Below are 19,932 nucleotides of genomic sequence, written 5' to 3' on the forward strand. Positions count from 1 at the left end.
CGGCGGAAAAAGCAGCAGGGCGGAATGGACCTTTTCACGTGCCCTCAAACCCGTACTGTCCCCCGCAACCTTTGCCTACCAGGCTGCTCAAATATGCGGCCTCTGGTTTATTCGAATCAGGGCTCGACTAGAATAAGCGGATATTTTCGAGAGCATGCTCCATGCCTGATTCGGCTGCCCCCACTCCGTTGGCGGAACTGCCTTTGGAGGACCTGATCGCTTGTCATGAGTGCGACCTGCTGATGCGCAAGCCTCAGCTTGTCGATCATGGTGAGCGGGTCGAATGCCCGCGCTGCGGCTACGAACTCTATACCCATCGGCATCAGGTCGTCCGTCGCAGCTTGGCCCTGGTGATTGCAGCGCTGCTGCTGTACGCGCCGGCCAACTTCCTGCCGATCATGCAGCTCAATCTCTTGGGGCAAACCAGCAGCGACACTGTCTGGAGTGGTGTGTTGGGCCTCTATGACAGTGGCATGCAGGGCATCGCCGTGGTGGTGTTCCTGTGCAGCATGGCGGTGCCCCTGCTTAAGTTGTTGTGCCAGTTTGCGGTGTTAATGAGTATCCGGCTGGATATCGGTCGCAGCTACGGCCTGCTCCTGTACCGCATTTACCACCACATGCGTGAATGGGGGATGCTGGAGGTTTACCTGATGGGCACTCTGGTGGCTCTGGTCAAGCTGGTCGACATCGCCGATGTCAGCCTGGGACTGGGATTGGTCTGTTTCATTGCCCTGCTGCTGTTGCAGGTCTGGCTCGAGGTGACGATGTCGCCGCACCAGATATGGGAAGCGCTCTCCGGGGAGGATATTCATGCGGGCGATTGATGCGGGGCTGCTGATTTGCCACGAATGCCACCAGCTCAACCGTCAGGAGGAGAGCAGCGGGCACCAGTACTGCACGCGTTGCGGTGGCATGTTGCACGCCCGCCGTCCCAACAGCCTGGTGCGTACCTGGGCACTGCTGATCACGGCCGCGATTCTCTATATCCCGGCGAACATGCTGCCGATCATGACGGTCAATTCGCTCGGCCGTGGGCAGTCCGATACCATCATGTCGGGCGTCATCGAGCTGGTTAACTACGGCATGCTGCCCATCGCTGCCGTGGTCTTCATCGCCAGTATCCTGGTGCCCACTTTCAAGTTGGTGGGTATCGCTCTGTTGCTTTATTCCGTCCAGCGCCACCAGCCGATGTCGGCGCGCCAGCGGAATCTGATGTACCGCTTCATCGAATGGATCGGACGCTGGTCGATGCTCGATATCTTCGTCATCGCGATCCTGGTGGCTGTCGTCAATTTCGGCAGCCTGGCGAGCATCGAGCCCGGTATGGGTGGTGCCGCATTCGCCAGCGTGGTGATCCTCACCATGCTGGCCGCTTTGACCTTTGACCCTCGTCTGATCTGGGATAACACGGAGTCGGCTGACGTCCATGAATGAGCTTCCCCTGGCTAAAACCCGCCCCGCGTCCAACTGGTCGGCCATCTGGGTCCTGCCGCTGATTGCCCTGCTGATTGGCGGCTGGCTGGCCTGGCGCGCCTACAGCGAAGCGGGTATCGAGATTCAGGTGATCTTCGAGAGTGGCGAAGGGATCCAGGCCGGTAAGACCGAGGTCATCTACAAAGGCATGTCGATCGGCAAGGTCGTGGCCATGGCCCTGGACGATACCGGTGAGCGCCGAGGCGTCATCGCGACCATTGAAATGAAGCAGGAGGTCGAGCCTCACCTGCGCGAAAACACCCGTTTCTGGCTGGTCAAACCCAGCGTCAGCCTGGCGGGCATCACCGGTCTGGAGACGCTGGTCTCGGGCAACTACATTGCCGTCAGCCCGGGCGACGGCGAGTCGGTCTTGAAGTTCAAGGCGCTGCCCGAGGCGCCACCGCTGTCGGATGATCGACCGGGCCTGCACCTGGTGCTGAAGGCCGAGCGCCTTGGCTCCCTGGACCGCGACAGCCCGGTGTTCTACAAGCAGATCCAGGTCGGTCGGGTGAAGAGCTACAGCCTGGCCAGCGACCAGAAAACCGTGGAAGTGAAGGTCTTCATCGAGCCGGCCTACACCGATCTCGTGCGCAAACACACGCGCTTCTGGAATGCCAGCGGCATCACGGTCAATGCCGACTTCTCCGGCTTCAAACTGCGCAGCGAGTCCTTGGCGAGTATCGTCGCCGGCGGTATCGCTTTCGCCACGCCCGAGCACCGCAAGGACAGTCCGCCGACCGATCCGAACATCCCGTTCCGGCTGTACGAGGATTTCGATGCGGCCCAGGCCGGTATCCGCGTACAGGTCAAATTCCCGGATTTCGAAGGCCTGCAGGCTGGCCGTACGCCTGTGATGTACAACGGTATCCAGGCCGGCACGCTGAAAGACCTCAAGGTCAACGATGACCTCACTGGTGCCGTTGCCGAGCTGGCCCTGGATCCGCGGACAGAGGATTACCTGGTCGAGGGAACCCAGTTCTGGGTGGTCAAACCGTCGATTTCCCTGGCAGGCATCACCGGGCTGGAAGCCTTGGTGAAGGGCAACTACATCGCCATACGCCCAGGCGAAAAAGGTGCTGTTGCTACGCGCGAATTCGAAGCCCGCTCCAAGGCGCCGCCGCTGAATCTGGATGCGCCAGGCTTGCACCTGGTGCTGTTCAGCGACACGCGCGGTTCGCTCGAGGTTGGCAGTCCCGTGCTCTACCGGCAGGTCAAGGTCGGTTCGGTCCAGAGCTTCCAGCTGTCGCGTGATGACCAGCAGGTGGTGCTCGGCGTGCACATCGAGCCGGACTACGCGCACCTGGTGAACCGCACCACCCGTTTCTGGAACGCCAGCGGTGTCACGCTCAAGGGCGGCCTGTCTGGTGTCGAGGTGAAGAGTGAGTCGCTGCAGACGCTGTTGGCCGGTGGCATCACCTTCGAGACGCCTGATCTCAAAGCGACGTCGTCCGGTAAACGCGTGCAGCGTTTTGCCCTGTATGGCAGCCGTGATGACGCGATTCAGAGTGGGCAGCGCATCACCATTCAGCTGCCCAGCGGCGACGGCCTGAGTCCTGGCACCGCCATCCGCTACAAGGGGCTGGAAGTGGGCAAGGTCGAAAGCATTGCGCTGACCGACGATCTGCAGGCGGTCATCCTCAACGCGCGGATCAACCAGGCGGCCAAGCAGATCGCCCGTGTCGGCACGCAGTTCTGGGTGGTCAAGCCTGAGGTCAGCCTCAGCGGTGCGGCCAACCTGGAAACCCTGGTCACTGGTCAGTACCTGGAGGTGCTGCCGTCCAGCAAGGAGGGCGCGGCTCAGAGTCATTTCACCGCGATTCCCGCACCGCCCAATGTCAGTGCCCGCGAAGAAGGATTGCGCCTCGTGCTGAGTGCCGCACGGCGCGGCTCGATCAAGCCGGGAGTGATCGTCAGTTACCGTGAAGTGCCGGTGGGCAAGGTCACCGATTTCGAACTGGGGCCGACCGCGGACCGTGTGCTGATCCATGTGCTTATCGAGCCGCGTTATGCGCCGCTGGTTCGCAGTGGCAGCCGGTTCTGGAACGCCAGCGGTATTGGGGTGGATGCCAGCCTGTTCAGTGGCGTGAAGGTGCGCACCGAGTCCCTGGAGGCAGTCATTGGTGGCGGCATTGCCTTTGCCACGCCAAACAATGCGGACATGGGCGGGCCCGCTCTGCCGCAGCAGACCTTCGCCCTGCATGACGATGTGAATGAGGAATGGCTGCGCTGGGCGCCGAAGATCGCGTTGAAGCCCTGACGTGTGGCCCGGGGTGTTGCCGGGCCATGTCTTTCAAGTACAGGTTCGCTGCCGTATCGCCGTTAAGGGGTACGGCTTTTTTATGGCTCCCGAAAACGCTCGCGGCTAAAGCCCCTCCCACACCGGTCGGATTGTGGGAGGGGCTTAAGCCGCGAGGTGTGTACCCGATAGAACGGCGCGAGTGCGCCGGGCCTCAGGCCGGCTCGGCCGCTTCTGCCTGCTGAGGCGCTTCCTGCCCCTTGGCACTCTCCCGCGGCTTGATGAACTTCCAGTCCGCTTCGTCGATGTAGATGCCGTTCGGGCCGCTGCCGCCTTCCAGGTCGATGGCCACGTGGGCGGAAACCTGCGGCTTTACCGAAGCCAGAATCGGCACGAAGCCCAGCTGCAGGCTGGTTTCGATCAGCGCCTGCTGGTTGCGTTCGTCGATGTCCGCCGCCTCGTCCAGGTAGTACGGCAGGCGCACCCGTCCGGCCTGCTCACGGTCCATCAGGTGCAGCAACAGGTACATGTTGGTCAGCGCCTTGATGGTCATGGTCGTGCCGTTACTGGCCGCCCCATCGATGTCGGTGTGAATGACCGGCTGGCCGTGCACCTTGGTGATCTCGAACGCCAGCTCGAACAGGTCCTTGAGGCCCAGCTGGTTCTGGTTGGCAGCCACCAGGCGGGCCAGGTACTCCTTGGCTTCCTCGTTCTTCGCGTCCTGGTCGCTGCTTTGCTGCAGATCGAACACCGACAGGGTTTCGCCTTCCTCGTACTGGCCGGCGCTGTGGATGATCTGGTCGATGTGCTTGAGCGCGTCCTTGTTCGGTGCCAGGACGATGCGGAAGCTCTCCAGGTTGGAGACCTGGCGCTTGTTGATCTCGCGGTTGAACAGCGCCAGCTGGTGTTCCAGGTTGTCGTAGTCGCTGCGGATATTGCGCAGGGTACGGGCGATATCGGTAACGGCGGCACGGCGCGCCTTGGCCAGCGTCAGGGCTTCGTCCTGGCGGTGGGCATAGGCGTTGACCAGCAGGTGCAGGCGACGTTCGACGTCGTCTTCGCTGTCGAACTTGGCCACGCCCTTGAGGCGCACCTGGGCGTACAGCGCGTCGATCTGGCCGTCGACCCGTTGCAGGCCCTGCCAGGCGTCCTGGTAATCGTTGAGCAGCGGCAGCAGGTTGTCCAGGCTGTCGTCTACCGGGTCCATGAACGGCGTGCCGAAGGGCAGGTCGGCCGGTAGCAGCTGGCGACGGCGCAGGGCGTCTTCCAAGGTGCGTTCCTTGGCTTCCAGGTCGGCCAGTTGGCGACCCACCAGTTGCAGCTTGGCGGACAGCTGCTGCACGCGCTCGGCGAAGGCATCGCTGGCACGCTTGAGCTCGTCCTGGGCGGCTTCCAGCTGCGCCAGTTGCTCCAGCTTCAGCGGCTCTTCCACGGTCAGGGTCTGGCTGCGGCGGAAGTCTTCCAGGGCCTTCTGCGCATCCAGCACGGCCTGGTACAGCTGCTCGGCCTGGGCCTTGCTCGCGGCACGGTCGGCGGCGACCGCCTGCTGGGTCTTGAGCTGCTTGTACTCGCGGTCGAGGCGGTCCTTCTGGTCGCGCAGGGCGGCGCGGTCGGCCAGGGCCTGCAATGCTGGCGGCTCGATGTGCGACAGGTCGATGGTCAGGCCGGGCACGTGGAACTGCTCGCCCTTGAAGCCATCCAGCACGGCTTCTAGGGATTTCACCCAGGCCTCGCCATCGTCCAGTTGAATGCCTTTTTCACCCAGTGGCAGGCTGAACAGCTGGCCGTTGAACAGGCGCATCAGGCGGTCGACATCGGCCTGGGAAAATTCTTCACGCAGGCGCGAGTAGCTGTTGTTGTCTGCATGGTCGAGCTGCTGCTTGACCGACTTCAGGCGTTTTTCCAGGTCACGCAGGCGTTCGTCCAGGTCTTCGCTGGAGAACTGCCGCGACTGGGCCAGGGCTCCGGCCAGTTCGTCGTGAGCGTCCTTGGCGGCCAGCAGTTGCGCTTCCAGGACCTGAACGTCCTCGACCAGCGCGAAGCGGTTCTTCAGCACTGACAGCTCGCCCAGCCAGCGCTGGATTTCGCTGATCTCGCGCTCCATGCGCATCAGTTCCTGGGTGCCGCCGCGTTGTTCCTGTTGCAGGCCGTCCTGTTCACCGCGGTAGTGCTCGGCCTGGATCACCAGTTCTTCGCGGCGTGCGCCGGCGTAGTCCTGCCAGGTACCCAGCAGCGAGTCGAGCAGCGGCGAGAGGCGGTGCAGCTTGCCGCGCAGTTGTTCGCGCTGGGCTACCCCGCCGGACAGGGCCTCGATCAGCGGGCCGGCGGTGACCAGCGCCTGGTAGTCCTGCTCCATGCGGCGCACGTCGCGGAAGGCTTCCTCGGTGGCGGCGATGTAATCCACGCTGCCCGAACGCAGGCTGTGCTCGAAGGCGTCGAGGAACAGCTGCTTGAGCTTGGCGGCGGTGATCTCGCGCATGTGCAGCAGGTTGATGAACAGTGCGCGGAAGGTCTTCAGGCTCTGCTCGCTGGTGGAGCGCAGCGGGATCAGCGTCAGGTCCAGCGGGATCGAGGTGTGGCCACCGACCAGCAGGCGGCGCAGTTCATCCGGCTTTAGCTCGTAGGCCTTGATACCTTCGCGCTCGAGGTTGGCGAACAGCTCGCGCTGGCGCAGGCAGGTACCGTTCTTCTGGTAGTGGTCCAGGTCCAGCGTGCCCTGGTAGGCGAAGAACTGGTGACCGAAACCACCACCCGGGCCGCGTCCGGCCACGCCGATCACATGGGGGCCGTGGGGCAGGGCGACTTCCACCAGGATGTAGCTGGTGTCGGTGGCGAAGTAGAACTTGCGCGACTGCTCCAGGCTGTACTTGCCGAAGCTCATGTCCGACATGCGCGCCAGGATCGGGAACTGCAGGGCGTTGATCGAGGCCGACTTGCCGAGGTTGTTGGCGCCGTAGACCGACAGCGGGTTTTCCAGCGGGAACAGGCCCAGGCTGTAGCCGGCGGTGTTCAGCAGGGCAAAACGGCGGATGCCGTAGCGTTCCTGGCTCATGCGTCCATCTCCTGGGAAGCGCGTTCTTCGGCCATGGCGCGGGCCAGGGCATCGTCTTCGGATTCTTCTGTTTCTTCGTCGCTACCGTCCAGGGCGATGATCGGCTCGCCGCTGTCGTCGTCGATCAGCACGGGGGCTGGCAGCGACAGGTCACTGCTGTAGAGGTTGGCGGCCAGGTCGCGGTCGTGCTGCACCGACAGGCACACGTCGAGGAAGCGGTGCATCGGCGGCAGGAAGCGGTACACGCCGTTGCTGTCCTCGGCAAAACCCAGCTGGGTCAGGCGGCGGATGATCTTGTCTTCCAGCTCTTCATGGGTGGTCACTTCTGCCTGCAGGAACAGGTCGCGGTACTTGTCCAGCAGGGCTGGCAGCTCGTCACGGCCGATGCTGCCGCCGTCGAGCACCGACAGCGGGTCGCGGCCCTGGTCGGCCAAGTGCTCGACCAGGATGAAGGTGAAAAGCGCCAGGCGCTGGGCAGTCTTATTGACCTGGGCGCCCATCTGCTCAGGCACGAAGTAATAGAAGCCGCGCGGGTCGCAGACCAGCTCGAAGCCCAGGGCCTTGAACAGCGCTCGGTACTGGTCCTGCATGCTGGACAGCTGGGCGTAGCATTCCGGCTCGCTGCGGGAGATGTGGTAGCCCTTGAACAGCTCGCGGAAGGCGGCTGAAAGCTGGGTCATTTCTTTCAGATCAATATTCATGCGTGATGCTCACAGGCAGTCGTAGGGTGGGAAGCCGCAAAGCGTTTCCCACCTGAGCGTTCGGTACGGCGGAGCGTTGTCCGCCCGGCAAAAAAATCAGGCATTGGGGCGGCCCACCAGTGCGTAGGAGCTCAGGCTCACTTCGTGTTCGCGGGTCAGGTACTGGCGGCGCTCCAGGCGCTCGCGCTGGAAGCGGCCATCACGTGACAGGCGCGAGAACCAGTACAACAGTTCGTCGGTGGCGCCTTCCGGCTCCTGTTCCAGCAGCCAGACCATCAGGTCCGGCAGCGGCAGGGCCTGTTCGCAGCGCTCGATCATCTCGCGGGCGGTCTTCGGCGCCTTGGGCGTGCCGCCCTTGCGGCTGCCACTGGCCTTGGGGAAGTGCGCCGGCTTGGCTTCGAAGCGCGCCAGGGCATAGACATACGCCTCGACCTGCGACGCGCTGCCAAGGAAGGTGCTCTGCGGGCGGGTGAACAGCGGCATCGCGGCTTGCGGCACGGCGTCCAGGCCTTTCTTGCGGATCACCGACAGGGCCAGCGCCGCGCCGCGGGTCACGGCGTTGTGCCGGCGCGCTTCTTCGCGCAGCGGCAGCAGCAGTTCGCGGGCCTTGCGCAGGGTCAGCTGGGCGGTGGTCTGCATTTCCAGGATGCGTGCATGGGTGCGCAGCAGCAGGTCGTCGTCGACCAGTTGGCCGAGGCGCTGCTGTTCGCCGAGCAGACGCAGCAGCACGTGTTCGACACGGTAGACGCCCTGTTCGAACGCCCCGTCGGCAGCCACCAGCTGGATCATCGGCTCGACGTATTCGTCCCACGTGGCCAGGACTTCGGCGTAGCGCTGGCGCAGGGGAATCTGCCGGTCGCTGGTCTTGGCCCGTTCGGCCACGGCGACCAGTGCCTGCTCGTCGTTGCCGAGTTTTTTCAGCACGTCGCGCACGCGCATGTCGAGCAGGCGCAGCTGGCGGGCCAGGTCGTTGCCATCGCGCACCTCGAAGGCGTCCTGGATGTAGCCGGCCAGGCGTTCGAGGTGGCGCAGGTACGCCTCGATCTCCAGGCACAGGCCCAGGCGGTGTTCGCGGCGCAGGTAGGCCAGGAAGTCATGGATCTGGGCGTTCAGCTCGAAGCGATTCGGGCTCTTGGCCACGGGCACCAGGATATCCAGGCGGATCCACTGGTCGAGCAGGGCGGTAATGTCCACCGCCGTGCTGTCCGGCAGTTGCGCAGCCAACTGGTTGCGCAGCTCGACCAGGCTCAGGGTGCCGGCATCGAAACGCTCGCAGAGCGGTTCGAGCAACGTCCAGTGTTCGGCAAGGGCGCGCAGTACGCGCTTGGGGTCGATCATCGAAGGGCCGGTCGCTCAATCTGGAAAAACGGCGATTGTACTGCATCGTTCGGCAATCGACGGAGCCCCAGTCGATCAGAGGCCGGGCAGGTGACCTAATGCGGCAGTTTGCGACTGTGAGGGCCGGCCGAATACGTACTGAAGCGGCCTTGTCGCCCCATTCAAGTACCTGAATTCATTGGCATGTTTTCTGCGAAGGGTTTGGTCGACAGATAAATGAATCCGACGTGAGCGAGCCCATGTCCGCTACTTCTTCCGTGTATGTCGATGCCCGCTGGACCGAGTTGCAGGGGCAGCGAGACCTGGCCTGGGACCTGGATGCCATTACCAATCGCCGGGAAGCGATCGCCTTTCTGCAGCGGTTCGAGAACCGCCTGTGCATCTATTCGGGCTATGTGGAGAAGCTCTACAGCAACTACAGCTTCGTGGTGCCCCAGGCCGACCATGGCGACATCACCATCCTGCCGGACGAGCAGGCCTGGCATGACACCTTTCACGACATCCCGCCCAACGCGGTGGAGCCCACCGGCATTCATATCCTGCCGGGGGAAACCATGGGCCACGCCGGGCTCTACCTGAAGATCCCCAGCGCCAATCGCCTGGTCGCCTCCAAGGAACTGCCGTTCCAGGACGGCTTGCGGCTGCTCATCGAACACTACCGGGCCAAGGGCGAATACTTCCTGCCGGTGCTGATCAAGGGGGACCTGCGTGAGTACGAGGCCCGCATGCCGTCGCTGCACCTGCACCGCATCGTCACCTCGCGCCTGGGGCACTGCTCCAAACTCGCCATCCATGCCATCGAAGGCGCCATCGCCGATCACTTGCTCGGCCTGTTCCGCCAGGGCTGAGCAGGGCGCCTATCGTTTTGCAGCATGTTTCGTCTGCCTGTCCCTGTGATACCGGCGCGAAGCCTTTGCGTAACGTGCGGCTTCTATAAAGGATGAGCGCTGCATCGGCCGACCTCACCGGCAACCCGCCCCATAGACCGCCCGGCGGCGTCATGCCCCTGTCATCCGTCATCGGCATGCTCGGCGCAAACCGATGGCACCTTGTGCTTTTGGCGTGGCGCCCAGGACCAACGAACGGACGAAATACCCCCCTCGCTCTTTCGATATGTGTCGGTTATCGGCACAATTCGCGTCCACTTTTTTCCGGGGGCTGAATCGAGCCCCCATCGGCCGACCTTCATGGGGTTCGAGATGATCAAGACGCCGTACTACCTCATCGACAAGCAGAAGCTGCTGGGCAACCTGGAAAAGATCGCCTACGTGCGCGAGCAATCCGGCGCCAAGGCGCTGCTGGCGCTCAAGTGCTTCGCCACCTGGTCGGTGTTCGACCTGATGCAGCAGTACATGGATGGCACCACGTCTTCGTCGCTCTACGAACTCAAGCTCGGCCGCCAGAAGTTCGCTGGCGAGACCCACGCCTACAGCGTGGCCTGGGCCGACGATGAAGTCGAAGAGATGGTCGCCAACTGCGACAAGATCATCTTCAACACCATCGGCCAGCTGGAGCGTTTCGAGGCGGCCACCGAAGGCACCATCCGCGGCCTGCGCGTGAACCCGCAGGTGAGCAGCTCCGACTACCTGCTGGCCGACCCGGCGCGTCCGTTCAGCCGCCTTGGCGAATGGGACCCGGAGAAGATCGGTGCGGTGATCGGCAAGATCTCCGGCTTCATGTTCCACAACAACTGCGAGAACGGCAGCTTCGAGCTGTTCGACAAGATGCTGGGCACCATCGAGGAGCGCTTCGGCCACCTGCTGCAGCAGGTCGAGTGGGTCAGCCTCGGCGGCGGCATCCACTTCACCGGCGAGGGCTATCCGATCGATGCCTTCTGCGCACGCCTCAAGGCGTTCTCCGAAAAATACGGTGTGCAGGTCTACCTGGAGCCGGGCGAAGCGGCCATCACCCTCAGCGCCTCGCTGGAAGTGACCGTGCTCGACACCCTGTACAACGGCAAGCACCTGGCGGTGGTCGACAGCTCCATCGAAGCGCACATGCTCGACCTGCTGATCTACCGCCTCAACGCCAAGATGGCCCCCAACAACGGCGAACACACCTACATGGTGTGCGGCAAATCCTGCCTGGCCGGCGACATCTTCGGCGAGTACCAGTTCGATAAGCCGCTGCAGATCGGCGATCGCCTGTCGTTCATCGACGCGGCCGGTTACACCATGGTCAAGAAGAACTGGTTCAACGGCCTGAAAATGCCGTCCATCGTGGTCAAGCAGCTCGACGGCAGTGTCGAGGTGGTCCGTAACTTCGAGTTCGACGACTACCTGTCCAGCCTGTCCTGAGACCGTGGTGGTGGACTGAAGCCCACCCTACCTCGTGCACCGCTGGGGCGGATGGTGATCCGCTTCAACCGTAGGGTGGGCTTCAGCCCACATCACTAAACGCTTTCAACAACGCAGTACCCTGGAGGTGAAACAATTGAAGAAGAACGTCCTAATCATTGGTGCAGGAGGTGTCGCCAAGGTGGTGGCCCACAAGTGTGCGCAGCATAACGACGAGCTCGGTCGTATTGCGATTGCGTCACGGAACATCTCCAAATGCCAGGCCATCATCGCCAGCGTGCAAGCCAAGGGGAGCCTCAAGCAACCCGCCGACATCAAGGCATACGCGCTGAACGCCCTGGACGTGGAAGCGACCAAGGCACTGATCCGCGAGACCGAATCGCAGATCGTCATCAACGTGGGTTCCGCATTCCTCAACATGTCGGTGCTGCGCGCCTGCATCGAGACCGGCGCCGCGTACCTGGACACCGCTATCCACGAAGAGCCAGGCAAGATCTGCGAGACCCCGCCGTGGTATGGCAACTACGAATGGAAACACCTGGCCGAGTGCGAGGAAAAGGGCGTCACCGCCATCCTCGGCGTCGGTTTCGACCCGGGCGTGGTCAACGCCTATGCTGCCCTGGCGCAGCAACAGTACTTCGACAAGATCGAGTCGATCGACATCCTCGACGTCAACGCCGGTTCCCACGGCAAGTACTTCGCCACCAATTTCGACCCGGAAATCAATTTCCGTGAATTCACCGGTCAGGTCTGGAGCTGGCAGAACAGCCAGTGGACCAGCAACACCATGTTCGAGGTCAAGCGCACCGACGACCTGCCGGTCGTGGGCGAGCAGAACCTCTACCTGACCGGCCACGACGAAGTGCATTCGCTGTCCAAGCACCTGGACGTACCCAACGTACGGTTCTGGATGAGCTTCGGCGAGCACTACATCAACGTATTCACCGTGCTGAAGAACCTTGGCCTGCTCTCCGAGCAACCGGTCAAGACCGCCGAAGGCCTGGAGGTGGTACCGCTCAAGGTGGTCAAGGCCGTGCTGCCGGACCCGGCGTCGCTGGCGCCTGGCTACAGCGGCAAGACCTGCATCGGCGACCTGGTCAAAGGCAGCAAGGATGGCCAGCCGCGCGAGCTGTTCATCTACAACGTAGCCGACCACAAGGACGCCTATGTCGAGACCGACAGCCAGGGCATCTCCTACACCGCCGGTGTCCCGCCGGTCGCCGCCGCCCTGCTGGTGGCCCGTGGCGAGTGGGATGCGCAGCGCATGGTCAACGTCGAGCAACTGCCGGCCGAACCGTTCCTCAAGCTCCTGGATGTGATGGGCCTGCCCACCCGCATCAAGGACGAGCACGGTGACCGCCCCTGGGATCAGTCGATCTGACCCACCCACAAGGCCCGCCATTCGGCGGGCCTTGTTCGTTCTGGCGCCTGGTTACCCTGTCGCGGCTAAAGCCCCTCCCACAGGTCCCCCGGGGCACACAATCTCGTGAGAGGCGCTTCAGCGGCGAGCTTTTCAGCCCCAAGGACCGACACCTTCCCGCTTAATCCGACCACAGCGCTTCCCGCTCCGGCCATTTCACGCGACAATCCGCCTTTGCGCCGACCCCGCTGCCAAGCGCCGGCAAACCCGAACCAGCCTTCCCATGGAGCGCGTGTGATCCCCGAACTCCGCCGTCGTGCCTACCTGGGCGCCATGCAGGTCGCCAGTTGGCTGCCGCGTACCGTACTGCCCTTCGCCGCGCCGTCGCGCCCGGCGTTGCTGGCACCGCCTGCGCCGGAGCCCGAGGTCGAGACGGCCATTGAAACCGAGCTGGCGCCTGCCGTGGCGAGGGAGTCGGCGCCCGTGCCGGTCCAGGTCCCCAGCGAGCGGCCGAAGATCGAGGTGCCACGCCCCACGCAGACCTCGCGCCTGGCCAAGCCAGAACCGCAAGACGAGCCGGTCGAAGCCCAGGCCCCGCGCGAAGCGCCCGTCGCGCCGCCGCGTTTCTCCCTGCAATTGCTGCGTGCCGGCGCCTGTGTGCTGCTGGTCGAGTTGCCTACCGGCGAGCCGCTGCAAAGCCGCGACCCGGCCTACCTGTTGCTCAAGGACCTGCTGCGCGCCGCCGGACTGCCCGACAGCCCGCAGCTGATCGGCGAACCGGTGCGCTGGCCGCTGCTGGTGCGCGGCAACATGGATCAGGGCCCGCAAGCCGCCCTGGAGTTCCTGCAGAGCTTCATCGCCGCCCGCCTGGAAGAACAGGAGCCCTGCGCCTGCCTGTGGCTGGTCGGCCTGCCGGCCATTCGTTTCGCCGGCGATGCCGATGCGGATGCCTACAACCGCGAATTGCAGGTCGAAGACCTGGGTGCCGCCTGGGCGGTACCAGGGCTGGAACTGCTGATGGATGAGCCCGAGCGCAAGGCCGCGCTGTGGGACGCCATGCGCCGGGTGCGGCAACGCTGGAGCAGCCCGGTGTGAACCTGCTGCGTACCGAGATTGGCCCCTGGCCATGTGATCCAAGGCCCTTCGAGCCCATCTGAGCGAGTTCACCCCACCATGAGTGATGCGATTTCCTTCCGCCCCATGACCGAGGCGGATATCGAGACCGTGCTGAAAATCGAGTACGCCGCGTTCAGCCACCCGTGGACCCGTGGCATCTTCCTCGACAGCATCAAGTCCTACGACTGTTGGCTGATGTTCGAAGGCGAGCAGCAGGTCGGCCATGGCGTGATCAACGTGATCATCGATGAAGCGCACCTGCTCAACATCACCGTCAAGCCGGAAAGCCAGGGGCGCGGCCTGGGCCTGCGTCTGCTGGAGCGCCTGATGCAGCGTGCCATGGAACTCAAAGCCGGCGAGTGCTTCCTCGAGGTACGCGCCAGCAACCAGAGCGCCTACCGCCTCTACGAGCGCTACGGCTTCAATGAAATCGGCCGCCGCCGCGATTACTACCCGGCTGCCGGCGGGCGCGAAGACGCCCTGGTCATGGCCTGCACCCTGATCGACTGATCCCGCGCGGCAGGCACCGTCCCGCCTGCCCGCCAGGGTAGCCTCCAGCCTTCCGACCAACGCCCGGAAATCCGCTGCGCCCCCGGCAGCAATGCCTGACATCATCGGCTACAGTGCTCGACGTCATTCGCCGCTGCCGCCCGCATCGCCTTGTCGCATACTGCGTGCCAACGGCCCTCCAGAGGTCGCTCTGCCCACTGCTCAAGGATGTGCCATGCGTTTGCTACGCCCTCTGCTTGCCCTTGCCTGCCTGCTCGTCGCGTCCGAGGCCTACAGTGCCGACCGCGAATTCACCATCCTGCACACCAACGACTGGCAATCGCGCCTGCTCGGCTTCGGCCCCAATAACGAATACACCCCGGCCACCGTCAATGACGACGACACGGTCGGCGGTGTCGCGCGCCTGGCGACCCTGCTCAAGGCGCGCCGGGAGGCGGCGGGGGAGCGGCCGGTGCTGGTGCTCGACGGCGGCGATTTCAGCATGGGCACGCTGTTCCACACCGTCACCCGGGAGATCGGCGGCGAGCTGCGGCTGCTGACCGAGCTGGGGTATGACGCCGCGACCCTGGGCAACCACGAATTCGATTTCCGCCCGGCCGGGCTTGCCGCGATGATCAGTTCGGCCTACCGCGCCAAGGGCGATGACCTGCTGCCGCTGCTGTCGAGCAACATCCTGTTCGACCCGGACCGTAAGGAAGACGACAGCCTGCAGGCCCATGCCGATGTCGGTCGCATCCGCCCCTACACGGTGATCGAGCGCGGCGGCATCCGCTTCGGCCTGTTTGGCCTGCTCGGCAACAACGCCGTGGCGGTCAGCCCGATGATCAAGCCGGTGGCGTTCGCCGACCCGCTGGCCACCGCCAGGGACATGGTGCAGATCCTGCGCGAGAAGGAGGAGGTCGACGTGGTCATCCTGCTCTCGCACATGGGCGTCAGCCAGCAGGCCGACGGCTCCTGGCGCGGCGAGGAAGTCGAGCTGGTGGAACAGGTGCCTGGCATCGACATCGTCGTCGGCGGTCATTCCCACAGCGCGCTGCCGCAGCCGGTGCTGGTCAACGGCAAGACGCCGGTGATGCAGGCCGGTTCGGAAATCCAGTACCTGGGCGAGTTGCGCATGCGCATCGACGAGGCTGGCAAGCCCCACGTCGTCGACTACCAGCTGCACCCGCTGAACGACCAGACCCCCGGCGATGCAGCGATCACCGCCCGGGTCGAGGATTTCAAGAACGTGGTCAGCGAACGCATGCTGGCGCCCAAGGGCTATCGCTTCGACCAGCCGCTGGCCAAGGTCGACCGCACCCTGACCCGTGCCTTCGACGACCCGATTCTCGGCAACCTGGTCACCGACGCCCTGCGTTACGCCACCGGCAGCGACCTGTCGTTCACCGGCAACGGCACCATCCGCGACAACATGATCCAGGGCCGCCACGGCATCCAGGATGTCTCCGACCTGTTCCGCATCGCGCCGCTGGGCATCGGCGAGTTCGACCAGGCGCCGGGGTATCCGCTGATCAAGGTCTACGTCACCGGGCAGGAGGTGAAGAACCTGCTGGAAGTGCTGCTGCTCGCCTACCAGATGCGCGACAGCAAGAGTTACTACCCGCGGGTGTCCGGCCTGCGCTTCAGCTACAACCCGCTGCGCGTGCCGTTCGACCGGGTCAGCCGCATCGAGATCGGCGACGCCGTGCGCGGCTACCAGCCCCTCGACCTCAAGGACGACCGCCTCTACAGCATCGGCGCCACCAGCTACGTGGGCAGCTTCACCTGGCTGGTGTCCGACCTGACCAAGGGCCTGCTCAGCGTGCAGCCCAAGGATGCCCAGGGCCAGCCGCTGCCCGAGATCAAGGCGGCGATCATCGACACCGACCCAGACCGGCCCGGCGTGCAGGAGTACAAGGAGTGGCAGGGCCTGCTCGACTACATCAGCAGCCTGCCGGATACAGATGGCGACGGACTGGCCGATATACCCACCACGGGCGCCGCCACCGAGCAACGTATGCTGCGTGAGCCGAGCCTGCACCCCGCCGAGCTGTACCGGTACGCGGGGACGTTGCAGTGGGGCGTGAGCGTCGTGTTGCTCGCCGGCCTGCTGCTGATTGCCTGGTTGCTCCGTCGCCTCGTGCGCCAGCGGAGAACTCGATAAGGACAGAGCGATGTGCGACACCCTGGTACTGCGCCAACACGGCCACACCTGGTTTGCCAAGAACAGTGACCGCGAGGCCGCCGAGCCGCAGCGCCTGATCCGCATCCCGGCCGTGCGCGGCGATCGCGTACCCACGGTGCTCGCCAGCTACCTGCAGATTCCCCAGGTGTCCGAGCGCTTCGACGTGATTCTCAGCCAGCCGAGCTGGTTGTGGGGCGGCGAAATGGGGGTGAACGAGCGGGGCGTGGCCATCGGTAACGAGGCGGTGTTCACCCGCCTGACCCTGAAGAAGGGCGAAGCCTTGCTCGGCACGGACCTGGTGCGCCTGGGCCTGGAACGTGGTGCCAGCGCGCGCGAGGCGCTGGAGGTGATCACCCAGCACCTGCAGGCGTTTGGGCAGGGCGGCCCGTCCGGCTACCGCAACAAAGGCTTTCGCCACGACAACAGCTTTCTCATCGCCGACCCCGACGAAGCCTGGGTGCTGGAAACCGCCGGCCACCTGTGGGTGGCCAAGCGCGTCGAGCGCTGGGCGATTTCCAATGCGCTGACGCTGGGCCATGATTTCGACCTGCACAGCCCGCACCTGCACGACCAGGCCCGGCGCCTGGAGTGCTGGGACGGCAAGGGCGACTTCCACTTCGCCCGGGCCTTCGACACCCGCCTGCTGCCCTGGATCGGCGGTGCCCACTGTCGTCAGAGCCATAACCAGCAGGTACTGGACGCCTGTGCCGGGCACACCGGCTTCGCCACCCTGAGCGCCATGCTGCGTGACCACGGCAGCTGCGGCGACCACTTCGACCACCACAACAACCGCCAGGTGTGCATGCATGCCGGGCGTTTCTGGCGGCCCATGCAAACCACCGCCAGCCTGATCGCCCACCTGCGTGCCGGCGACCCGCTGCTGGCCGCCACCGGCACCTCGGCCCCCTGCATGAGCCTGTTCCAGCCGCTGAGCTTCGATGACGAGGCGGGCGCCGCGCTGCTCACCGACCCGCTTGCCGCCATCGAGGACAGCCTCTGGTGGCGTTTCGAACCGGCGCACCGGCGCAGCCTGGTCGATGCCGACTTCCGTCACGCCCTGCGTGCCAGCCGCGATCAGCTGGAGCCGCAGCTGATGCAGGCTCTGGACACCCTGATCCCCGATTGGGCCCACCTGGCCAGCCAAGCTGCCGACTGGCACCGGCACTGGCAGCGTGAGGCGCCCCGTGCCGAGATCCAGCTCGGGCGCTGGTGGCAACGCAGCGGGCACCTCTGATCGCGACGTAAAGAACCTTGTCAAAGGCGGCAACCGCTACGTATGGTGCGCAACGGCACTTTCGGAGCGAACCGCATGAGCGATCTACAACACCTGTTCGACAACAATGCGCGCTGGGCCGAAGCGATCAAGGAAGATGACCCGGACTTCTTCGCCAAACTGGCCAAGCAGCAGGTACCCGAATACCTGTGGATCGGCTGCTCCGACGCCCGTGTACCCGCCAACGAGATCGTCGGCCTGCTGCCGGGCGATCTGTTCGTTCACCGCAACGTCGCCAACGTGGTGCTGCACACCGACCTCAACTGCCTGTCGGTCATCCAGTACGCGGTCGACGTGCTCAAGGTCAAACACATCCTGGTCACCGGCCACTACGGTTGCGGCGGCGTCCGGGCCTCCATGAACGACACCCAGTTCGGCCTGATCGACGGCTGGCTGCGCTCCATCCGCGACCTCTACTACGAGCACCGCGAGCACCTGGCGCAACTGCCCGGCGAAGAGCAGCGGGTCGATCGCCTGTGCGAACTCAACGTCATCCAGCAGGTGGCCAACGTCAGCCACACCACCATCGTGCAGAACGCCTGGCACCGTAGTCAGGCGCTGTCGGTGCATGGCTGCATCTATGGCATTCAGGATGGCCGCTGGAAAAACCTCAACGTCACCGTCAGCGGCCTGGAACAGGTGCCGCCGCAGTACCGCTTGCGTCCTCTGGAGCAACGCTAAGGATTCTGGATGTCTGATCGCTCCCGCCAACTGGCCATCGCCGGTGTCCTGTTGGCTGTGCTTTGCTGGGCCGGCAATGCCCTGGTGGCCCGTGCCTTCGCCGGGGAAATCCCGCCCTTTGCCCTGGCGTTCTGGCGCTGGAGCACGGCCCTGGTGATCGTGTTGCCCTTCGTCGTCAAGCCGCTGTGGCACCACCGCCGCGACCTGTTGCACGCCGGCTGGCGCCTGCCGCTGATCGCCGGTATCGGCATCGCCGGCTACAACACCCTGCTGTACAGCGCCGCGCAAACCACCGCGGCCATCAACATCACCCTGGTCAACACCTGCATCCCGCTGATGACCTTCATCTGCGCCGGCCTGCTGCTCGGCGAATGGCCGGCCCGCCGCGCCTGGTGGGGCATGGGCGTGGCCGTGCTGGGGCTGCTGGTGCTGATCAGCCAGGGGCAGTGGAGCACCCTGGCCAGCCTGTCGTTCAACCAGGGCGACATGATCATGCTGCTCGCTGTCACCGACTGGGCGCTGTACACCGTCCTGCTGCGCCGCTGGTCCCGCTACCTCACGCCCATTCCGCCGTTGGCGATGCTCGGCATCTTCATCATCCTCGGTGTGCCGCTGATCCTGCCGCTGTACCTCTACGAACTGTCCACCGGGGCGCACATGGCGCTGATCCCGGCCAACTTCGCGGCCATCGGCTACACCGCCGTCTTCGCCTCGCTGGTCGCCTACCTCGGCTGGAACCACGCCGTGAAAGTCCTCGGCGCCGCCAAGGCCTCCATGGCCAACTACCTGATGCCGGTCTTCACCGCCATCCTCGGCTGGCTGCTGCTGGGCGAAGGCCTGCAGGTGTTCCACTGGGTGGGCGGGGCGATGATCTTCTGCGGGCTGATCCTGGCGACGCGGCCGGGGAGGGTGTGAACGCCGCGTGCATCCGTAGGATGGGTTGAAGCGCGAAGCACTGATACAACTATCTGTCTCCCACCGCACCTTTGGGTGGCGTTGATGTGGCTTATCGCGCTTGAGTCTCCTTGCGTTGTTGCGTGTTGCGCAACATGCTAGGCTCTGGCGATGATCAAGTCTTTCCAGCACAAGGGGCTGCGCAAACTCTTCGAAACGGGCAGCACTGCCGGTGTGCAGCCTGCCCATGCCAAGCGCTTGCGAATGCAACTGGCAGCCCTGGATACGGCCATGACGGTCGACGACATGGATATCCCAGGCTTTCGCCTGCATCCGCTCAAGGGCGAAATGCGTGGGCGTTGGTCAATCATGGTGAACGGCAACTGGCGGCTGACGTTCGAATTTCGTGACGGAAACGCTTATGTCCTGGACTATGAGGATTACCACTGATGAGCATGCACAACCCTCCCCACCCTGGTGAGTTCATCACCGAGATCTACCTCGAGCCAAATGGCTTCAGCGGTCGCGAGCTGGCGGAGAAACTCGGCGTGGCTCCCTCGACCCTGAGTCGTGTGCTGAAAGGCACCAGCCGCGTGACACCCGAAATGGCACTGCGCCTGTCGGTAGCACTTGGCCGCTCGCCTGAGAGCTGGCTGGCCATGCAGGATGCCTACGATCTGTGGGTCGCTCGCCAGCATGTGGATTTGCAGCAGGTCGGCAAGTTGATGCTCGCCTGACGCATGTGCAGCGTGAGCCCCACTTCGTACGTGCCAACGTAGCCGACTCAACGAGGTCCGTTTCTTTTCTTCGTCAGGTGTACCCCGTTACTTCAGGAGC

At 64.2% G+C, this 19,932-nt stretch carries 17 protein-coding genes; 14 read left to right on the top strand and 3 right to left on the bottom strand.

Annotated elements, in window-relative coordinates:
• The first annotated feature begins 161 nt into the window (after positions 1-161).
• From N5C28_RS20300 to N5C28_RS20310, 3 genes are read left to right on the top strand one after another with little or no spacing between them, the layout of a single operon-like run.
• On the top strand, positions 162-824 hold the full coding sequence (locus N5C28_RS20300) for a paraquat-inducible protein A (protein WP_279825081.1): 663 nt from the start codon (positions 162-164) through the stop codon (positions 822-824).
• On the top strand, positions 811-1,434 hold the full coding sequence (locus tag N5C28_RS20305) for a paraquat-inducible protein A (RefSeq protein ID WP_279825082.1): 624 nt from the start codon (positions 811-813) through the stop codon (positions 1,432-1,434). The genes N5C28_RS20300 and N5C28_RS20305 overlap by 14 nt, the downstream gene beginning before the upstream one ends.
• On the top strand, positions 1,427-3,730 hold the full coding sequence (locus N5C28_RS20310; protein ID WP_279825083.1) for an MlaD family protein: 2,304 nt from the start codon (positions 1,427-1,429) through the stop codon (positions 3,728-3,730). The genes N5C28_RS20305 and N5C28_RS20310 overlap by 8 nt, the downstream gene beginning before the upstream one ends.
• 193 nt (positions 3,731-3,923) lie before the next feature.
• On the opposite strand, the gene mksF is transcribed toward N5C28_RS20310, so the two are convergent.
• The 3 genes from mksF to mksB form a co-directional block, all read right to left on the bottom strand.
• Positions 3,924-6,761: an Mks condensin complex protein MksF gene (gene mksF, locus N5C28_RS20315; RefSeq protein WP_279825085.1), complete on the bottom strand. Its 2,838-nt coding sequence runs from the start codon at positions 6,759-6,761 to the stop codon at positions 3,924-3,926.
• Positions 6,758-7,462 carry an Mks condensin complex protein MksE gene (gene mksE, locus N5C28_RS20320; protein WP_279825087.1) on the bottom strand — a complete coding sequence of 235 codons (705 nt, stop codon included), beginning with the start codon at positions 7,460-7,462 and terminating at the stop codon, positions 6,758-6,760. The genes mksF and mksE overlap by 4 nt, the downstream gene beginning before the upstream one ends.
• A 96-nt stretch (positions 7,463-7,558) precedes the next feature.
• Positions 7,559-8,800, bottom strand: coding sequence for an Mks condensin complex protein MksB (gene mksB / locus N5C28_RS20325; RefSeq protein ID WP_279825089.1), 1,242 nt, complete (start codon positions 8,798-8,800; stop codon positions 7,559-7,561).
• Positions 8,801-9,039: 239 nt separating this feature from the next.
• Between mksB and N5C28_RS20330 the strand changes: the two genes are divergently transcribed.
• The 11 genes from N5C28_RS20330 (at position 9,040) to N5C28_RS20380 (ending at position 19,832) form a co-directional block, all read left to right on the top strand.
• Positions 9,040-9,648: a hypothetical protein gene (locus tag N5C28_RS20330; protein WP_279825090.1), complete on the top strand. Its 609-nt coding sequence runs from the start codon at positions 9,040-9,042 to the stop codon at positions 9,646-9,648.
• 351 nt (positions 9,649-9,999) lie between these two features.
• Positions 10,000-11,097, top strand: a complete 1,098-nt coding sequence (locus tag N5C28_RS20335; RefSeq protein WP_279825091.1) for a carboxynorspermidine decarboxylase — start codon at positions 10,000-10,002, stop codon at positions 11,095-11,097.
• Between the two features lie 136 nt (positions 11,098-11,233).
• Positions 11,234-12,478, top strand: coding sequence for a saccharopine dehydrogenase family protein (locus N5C28_RS20340; RefSeq protein WP_279825092.1), 1,245 nt, complete (start codon positions 11,234-11,236; stop codon positions 12,476-12,478).
• Between the two features lie 273 nt (positions 12,479-12,751).
• The gene (locus N5C28_RS20345; protein ID WP_279825093.1) at positions 12,752-13,552 is read left to right on the top strand and encodes an energy transducer TonB; all 801 of its coding nucleotides are present in this window, start codon (positions 12,752-12,754) and stop codon (positions 13,550-13,552) included.
• 78 nt (positions 13,553-13,630) lie between these two features.
• Positions 13,631-14,083: a ribosomal protein S18-alanine N-acetyltransferase gene (gene rimI, locus N5C28_RS20350; protein WP_279825095.1), complete on the top strand. Its 453-nt coding sequence runs from the start codon at positions 13,631-13,633 to the stop codon at positions 14,081-14,083.
• A 214-nt stretch (positions 14,084-14,297) separates the two neighbouring features.
• Complete coding sequence (locus tag N5C28_RS20355; RefSeq protein WP_279825096.1) at positions 14,298-16,226, top strand: bifunctional UDP-sugar hydrolase/5'-nucleotidase; 1,929 nt, start codon at positions 14,298-14,300, stop codon at positions 16,224-16,226.
• Positions 16,227-16,236: 10 nt separating this feature from the next.
• Positions 16,237-17,481, top strand: a complete 1,245-nt coding sequence (locus tag N5C28_RS20360) for a C69 family dipeptidase (RefSeq protein ID WP_279825098.1) — start codon at positions 16,237-16,239, stop codon at positions 17,479-17,481.
• A gap of 75 nt (positions 17,482-17,556) precedes the next feature.
• Positions 17,557-18,201, top strand: a complete 645-nt coding sequence (gene can, locus N5C28_RS20365) for a carbonate dehydratase (RefSeq protein WP_279825099.1) — start codon at positions 17,557-17,559, stop codon at positions 18,199-18,201.
• A 9-nt stretch (positions 18,202-18,210) separates the two neighbouring features.
• Positions 18,211-19,116: a DMT family transporter gene (locus N5C28_RS20370; protein ID WP_279825100.1), complete on the top strand. Its 906-nt coding sequence runs from the start codon at positions 18,211-18,213 to the stop codon at positions 19,114-19,116.
• A 150-nt stretch (positions 19,117-19,266) separates the two neighbouring features.
• Positions 19,267-19,545 carry a type II toxin-antitoxin system RelE/ParE family toxin gene (locus N5C28_RS20375; RefSeq protein WP_037002684.1) on the top strand — a complete coding sequence of 93 codons (279 nt, stop codon included), beginning with the start codon at positions 19,267-19,269 and terminating at the stop codon, positions 19,543-19,545.
• Complete coding sequence (locus tag N5C28_RS20380; RefSeq protein WP_279825103.1) at positions 19,545-19,832, top strand: HigA family addiction module antitoxin; 288 nt, start codon at positions 19,545-19,547, stop codon at positions 19,830-19,832. The genes N5C28_RS20375 and N5C28_RS20380 overlap by 1 nt, the downstream gene beginning before the upstream one ends.
• The last annotated feature ends 100 nt before the right edge of the window (positions 19,833-19,932 follow it).

This window comes from Pseudomonas sp. GD03944, from assembly GCF_029839275.1.
GTDB lineage: Bacteria > Pseudomonadota > Gammaproteobacteria > Pseudomonadales > Pseudomonadaceae > Aquipseudomonas.

Excerpts from the sequence above, each read along its gene's own strand:
- N5C28_RS20300 (WP_279825081.1), top strand. The coding sequence starts at position 162 with ATGCCTGATTCGGCTGCCCCCACTCCGTTGGCGGAACTGCCTTTGGAG.
- N5C28_RS20305 (WP_279825082.1), top strand. The coding sequence starts at position 811 with ATGCGGGCGATTGATGCGGGGCTGCTGATTTGCCACGAATGCCACCAG.
- N5C28_RS20310 (WP_279825083.1), top strand. The coding sequence starts at position 1,427 with ATGAATGAGCTTCCCCTGGCTAAAACCCGCCCCGCGTCCAACTGGTCG.
- mksF (WP_279825085.1), bottom strand. The coding sequence starts at position 6,761 with ATGAGCCAGGAACGCTACGGCATCCGCCGTTTTGCCCTGCTGAACACC.
- mksE (WP_279825087.1), bottom strand. The coding sequence starts at position 7,462 with ATGAATATTGATCTGAAAGAAATGACCCAGCTTTCAGCCGCCTTCCGC.
- mksB (WP_279825089.1), bottom strand. The coding sequence starts at position 8,800 with ATGATCGACCCCAAGCGCGTACTGCGCGCCCTTGCCGAACACTGGACG.
- N5C28_RS20330 (WP_279825090.1), top strand. The coding sequence starts at position 9,040 with ATGTCCGCTACTTCTTCCGTGTATGTCGATGCCCGCTGGACCGAGTTG.
- N5C28_RS20335 (WP_279825091.1), top strand. The coding sequence starts at position 10,000 with ATGATCAAGACGCCGTACTACCTCATCGACAAGCAGAAGCTGCTGGGC.
- rimI (WP_279825095.1), top strand. The coding sequence starts at position 13,631 with ATGAGTGATGCGATTTCCTTCCGCCCCATGACCGAGGCGGATATCGAG.
- N5C28_RS20355 (WP_279825096.1), top strand. The coding sequence starts at position 14,298 with ATGCGTTTGCTACGCCCTCTGCTTGCCCTTGCCTGCCTGCTCGTCGCG.
- N5C28_RS20360 (WP_279825098.1), top strand. The coding sequence starts at position 16,237 with ATGTGCGACACCCTGGTACTGCGCCAACACGGCCACACCTGGTTTGCC.
- can (WP_279825099.1), top strand. The coding sequence starts at position 17,557 with ATGAGCGATCTACAACACCTGTTCGACAACAATGCGCGCTGGGCCGAA.
- N5C28_RS20370 (WP_279825100.1), top strand. The coding sequence starts at position 18,211 with ATGTCTGATCGCTCCCGCCAACTGGCCATCGCCGGTGTCCTGTTGGCT.
- N5C28_RS20375 (WP_037002684.1), top strand. The coding sequence starts at position 19,267 with ATGATCAAGTCTTTCCAGCACAAGGGGCTGCGCAAACTCTTCGAAACG.
- N5C28_RS20380 (WP_279825103.1), top strand. The coding sequence starts at position 19,545 with ATGAGCATGCACAACCCTCCCCACCCTGGTGAGTTCATCACCGAGATC.